Here is a 5,023-nt window from a genome sequence, read left to right as displayed (position 1 = left end):
CTTATGAAAGTGGCGCACGGGTGCGTAACGCGTATGCAACCTACCTTAATCAGGGGGATAGCCCGAAGAAATTCGGATTAACACCGCATAAAATCACAGTACAGCATTGTACAATGATCAAATATTTATAGGATTAAGATGGGCATGCGTGTCATTAGCTAGTTGGCGGGGTAACGGCCCACCAAGGCGACGATGACTAGGGGATCTGAGAGGATGGCCCCCCACACTGGTACTGAGACACGGACCAGACTCCTACGGGAGGCAGCAGTAAGGAATATTGGTCAATGGAGGGAACTCTGAACCAGCCATGCCGCGTGCAGGAAGACAGCCCTCTGGGTCGTAAACTGCTTTTATTCGGGAATAAACCTTGCTACGTGTAGCAAGCTGAATGTACCGAAGGAATAAGGATCGGCTAACTCCGTGCCAGCAGCCGCGGTAATACGGAGGATCCAAGCGTTATCCGGATTTATTGGGTTTAAAGGGTGCGTAGGCGGCTTATTAAGTCAGGGGTGAAAGACGGTGGCTCAACCATCGCAGTGCCCTTGATACTGATGAGCTTGAATACACTAGAGGTAGGCGGAATGTGACAAGTAGCGGTGAAATGCATAGATATGTCACAGAACACCGATTGCGAAGGCAGCTTACTATGGTGTGATTGACGCTGAGGCACGAAAGCGTGGGGATCAAACAGGATTAGATACCCTGGTAGTCCACGCCCTAAACGATGAATACTCGCTGTTAGCGATATACAGTTAGCGGCTAAGCGAAAGCGTTAAGTATTCCACCTGGGGAGTACGCCCGCAAGGGTGAAACTCAAAGGAATTGACGGGGGCCCGCACAAGCGGAGGAGCATGTGGTTTAATTCGATGATACGCGAGGAACCTTACCCGGGCTTGAAAGTTAGTGAATAATCAAGAGATTGATTAGTGAGCAATCACACGAAACTAGGTGCTGCATGGCTGTCGTCAGCTCGTGCCGTGAGGTGTTGGGTTAAGTCCCGCAACGAGCGCAACCCCTATGTTTAGTTGCCAGCACGTTAAGGTGGGGACTCTAAACAGACTGCCTGTGCAAACAGAGAGGAAGGAGGGGACGACGTCAAGTCATCATGGCCCTTACGTCCGGGGCTACACACGTGCTACAATGGATGGTACAGAGGGCAGCAAGCTGGCAACAGCAAGCGAATCTCAAAAAGCCATTCACAGTTCGGATAGAGGTCTGCAACTCGACCTCTTGAAGTTGGATTCGCTAGTAATCGCGTATCAGCAATGACGCGGTGAATACGTTCCCGGGCCTTGTACACACCGCCCGTCAAGCCATGGAAGTTGGGGGTACCTAAAGTATGTAACCGCAAGGAGCGTCCTAGGGTAAAACCGATAACTGGGGCTAAGTCGTAACAAGGTAGCCGTACCGGAAGGTGCGGCTGGAATACCTCCTTTCTGGAGTAGATCAGACTACTCGCTACGCTGAATGATATAAATGGCAGATCACAAAAAGACAACCCATAGGATGAAGCATCAATTAGTGCTCCATACTGCAGTATAGACATATAGTCCCGTAGCTCAGTTTGGTTAGAGCACTACACTGATAATGTAGGGGTCAGCAGTTCAAATCTGCTCGGGACTACATATATATTCTAAGGGGGGATTAGCTCAGCTGGCTAGAGCGCCTGCCTTGCACGCAGGAGGTCAACGGTTCGACTCCGTTATTCTCCACCATCACCGGTACTTAATTTAAAAGGTACGTAAATAGGGACATTGATGTTCCCGGGATCGAAAAGTTCTTTGACATATTGGAAGAAGTTAAAAAAGAAGAGCAAACAACAATAGAGACGTTGTTAGCTTGAGGGTTATTGTTTAAGTAATTATACAGTAATCAGATAGATAACGACAGATCAAAAAAAGCATTTCTGTATGCGCAAAAGGGTACAGAAAGAAGAAAGTAAATAAGAGCACACAGGGGATGCCTTGGCTCTCAGAGGCGATGAAAGACGTGATAAGCTGCGATAAGCTACGGGGATTAGCAAATATGAATTGATCCGTAGATTTCTGAATGGGGAAACCTAGCTAGTTGAAGACTAGTTGTACAATGTACGCAAACCTGCCGAACTGAAACATCTAAGTAAGCAGAGGAAGAGAAAATAATAATGATTTCCTAAGTAGTGGCGAGCGAAAGGGAAAGAGCCCAAACCAGGCTTGTTACGGCAAGACTGGGGTTGTAGGACTACGATGTGGTATAACAAAATGAAGTGGAACAGGATGGGAAGCCTGGCAATATACGGTGATAGCCCGGTACACGTAAGTGATGTTAACCTAGTAGTATCCTGAGTACCGCGAGGTCGGAGACGCCTTGTGGGAATCTGCCGGCACCATCCGGTAAGGCTAAATACTCCTGAGAGACCGATAGTGAACCAGTACCGTGAGGGAAAGGTGAAAAGAACCCCGAACAGGGGAGTGAAATAGAACCTGAAACTGTGTGCTTACAAGCGGTCGGAGCGTCCAGGTGGCGTGACGGCGTGCCTTTTGCATAATGAGCCTACGAGTTACTCTTCTCTGGCAAGGTTAAGTGTTTAAGACACGGATCCGAAGCGAAAGCGAGTCTGAATAGGGCGTATAGTCAGGGGAGGTAGACGCGAAACCTTGTGATCTACCCATGGACAGGTTGAAGGTGCGGTAACACGTACTGGAGGACCGAACCGATAAACGTTGAAAAGTTTCCGGATGATCTGTGGGTAGGGGTGAAAGGCTAATCAAACTGGGAAATAGCTCGTACTCCCCGAAATGTTTTTAGGAACAGCGTGGTGGTTAAGTTATCTAGAGGTAGAGCTACTGATTGGGTGCGGGGGAGTCAAATCCTACCAAATCCAGACAAACTCCGAATGCTATTTAATATACACTGCAGTGAGGCGCGGGGTGCTAAGGTCACGCGCCGAGAGGGAAAGAACCCAGACCATCAGCTAAGGTCCCCAAGTTACAGTTAAGTTGAACTAACGAGGTCCGATTGCACAGACAGCTAGGATGTTGGCTTGGAAGCAGCCATTCATTTAAAGAGTGCGTAACAGCTCACTAGTCGAGCGATCGGGCATGGATAATAAACGGGCATCAAATTGTACACCGAAGCTATGGGATTGAAATATATCGGTAGGGGAGCATTCCAGCGGCGGCGAAGGTAAGACGTAAGTTTTGCTGGAGCTTCTGGAAAAGCAAATGTAGGCATAAGTAACGATAAGGCAGGCGAGAAACCTGCCCACCGAAAGGATAAGGTTTCCTGATCAACGCTAATCGGATCAGGGTTAGTCGGGGCCTAAGGAGAACCCGAAAGGGATATTCGATGGACAACGGATTAATATTTCCGTACTTTTTATAACTGCGATGTGGGGACGGAGTAGTGACACTGCCGCGATCTGACGGAATAGATCGTTGAAGGCTGTAGGTATAGGACTGGTAGGCAAATCCGCCGGTCTTGCTAAAGGCTGATAGTACAGCAAACCTTCGGGGGCGTTGATAGTGCAGGTAATCAGACTTCCAAGAAAAACCGCTAAGCTTCAGGTTATAAAAACCCGTACCGCAAACCGACACAGGTATCCGGGAAGAGAATTCTAAGGTGCTCGAGTGAATCATGGCTAAGGAACTCGGCAAAATGGCCCTGTAACTTCGGGAGAAGGGGCGCTGGTAGCAATATCAGCCGCAGTGAAAAGGCCCAGGCGACTGTTTAACAAAAACACATGGCTTTGCAAAATCGAAAGATGAAGTATAAGGCCTGACACCTGCCCGGTGCTGGAAGGTTAAGAGGGGATGTTAGTCGCAAGGCGAAGCATTGAATCGAAGCCCCAGTAAACGGCGGCCGTAACTATAACGGTCCTAAGGTAGCGAAATTCCTTGTCGGGTAAGTTCCGACCTGCACGAATGGTGTAACGATCTGGGCGCTGTCTCAGCCATGAGCTCGGTGAAATTGTGGTCCCGGTGAAGACGCCGGGTACCCGCAACGGGACGGAAAGACCCCATGCACCTTCACTACAATTTAACATTGACATTGGATACAGGATGTGTAGGATAGGTGGGAGACTATGAAGCGGCGTCGCCAGGCGTCGTGGAGTCAACGTTGAAATACCACCCTTTCTGTATTCGGTGTCTAACTTCACTCAGTGAAGGACATTGTTTGATGGGTAGTTTGACTGGGGTGGTCGCCTCCAAAAAGGTAACGGAGGCTTTCAAAGGTAAGCTCAATACGCTTGGTAACCGTATGAGGAGTGCAATAGCATAAGCTTGCTTGACTGTGAGGCATACAAGCCGAGCAGGGTCGAAAGACGGATATAGTGATCCGGTGGTTCTGCATGGAAGGGCCATCGCTCAAAGGATAAAAGGTACGCTGGGGATAACAGGCTGATCTCCCCCAAGAGCTCATATCGACGGGGAGGTTTGGCACCTCGATGTCGGCTCGTCACATCCTGGGGCTGGAGAAGGTCCCAAGGGTTCGGCTGTTCGCCGATTAAAGTGGCACGCGAGCTGGGTTCAGAACGTCGCGAGACAGTTCGGTCCCTATCTGTTGTGGGCGTAGGAATTTTGAGTGGGGCTGACCTTAGTACGAGAGGACCGGGTTGGACTAGCCTCTAGTGAATCTGTTGTTCCGCCAGGGGCATTGCAGAGTAGCTACGCTGGGAATAGATAAGCGCTGAAAGCATCTAAGTGCGAAACTAGCCACGAGATGAGAATTCCATATAGGACCGTAGCAGACTACTACGTTGATAGGTTACAGATGTAAAGGTGGTGACATCAAAGTCGAGTAATACTAATCATCCGAAGCTTTCAAAAGCAGAACGTTGTTTGCTTTTCTTAACTAACTTCTTTCAATAATATGTCATAACGATATTTAGGTGCCTATATCGGTGGTGTCCACCTCTTCCCATTCCGAACAGAGAAGTTAAGCCCACCAGAGCCGATGGTACTGCGGTAACACGTGGGAGAGTAGGTCGGTGCCAAATCTTAAAGAAAGCCTGTAGCCATAAACTACAGGCTTTTCTTGTTTA

General features: G+C 48.9%; 2 tRNA genes and 3 rRNA genes. All 5 read left to right on the top strand.

Going from position 1 to position 5,023, the window contains the following annotated elements:
* Window positions 1–1,436: ribosomal RNA gene (locus B9A91_RS23915) — 16S ribosomal RNA — on the top strand; the annotation flags it as partial.
* A gap of 112 nt (window positions 1,437–1,548) precedes the next feature.
* Window positions 1,549–1,623, top strand: a tRNA-Ile gene (locus B9A91_RS23910).
* Between the two features lie 15 nt (window positions 1,624–1,638).
* Window positions 1,639–1,715 (top strand) — tRNA-Ala (locus tag B9A91_RS23905).
* A gap of 217 nt (window positions 1,716–1,932) precedes the next feature.
* Window positions 1,933–4,808 (top strand): 23S ribosomal RNA (locus B9A91_RS23900).
* 58 nt (window positions 4,809–4,866) lie between these two features.
* Window positions 4,867–4,978, top strand: a 5S ribosomal RNA gene (rrf, locus tag B9A91_RS23895).
* Window positions 4,979–5,023 lie beyond the last annotated feature (45 nt).

Origin of the sequence: Pedobacter africanus (assembly GCF_900176535.1) — a bacterium.
GTDB classification, from domain to species: Bacteria; Bacteroidota; Bacteroidia; order Sphingobacteriales; family Sphingobacteriaceae; genus Pedobacter; species Pedobacter africanus.
The sequence above is the reverse complement of the archived record's forward strand: the minus strand, read 5'-3'. Positions and strand labels throughout refer to the sequence as shown.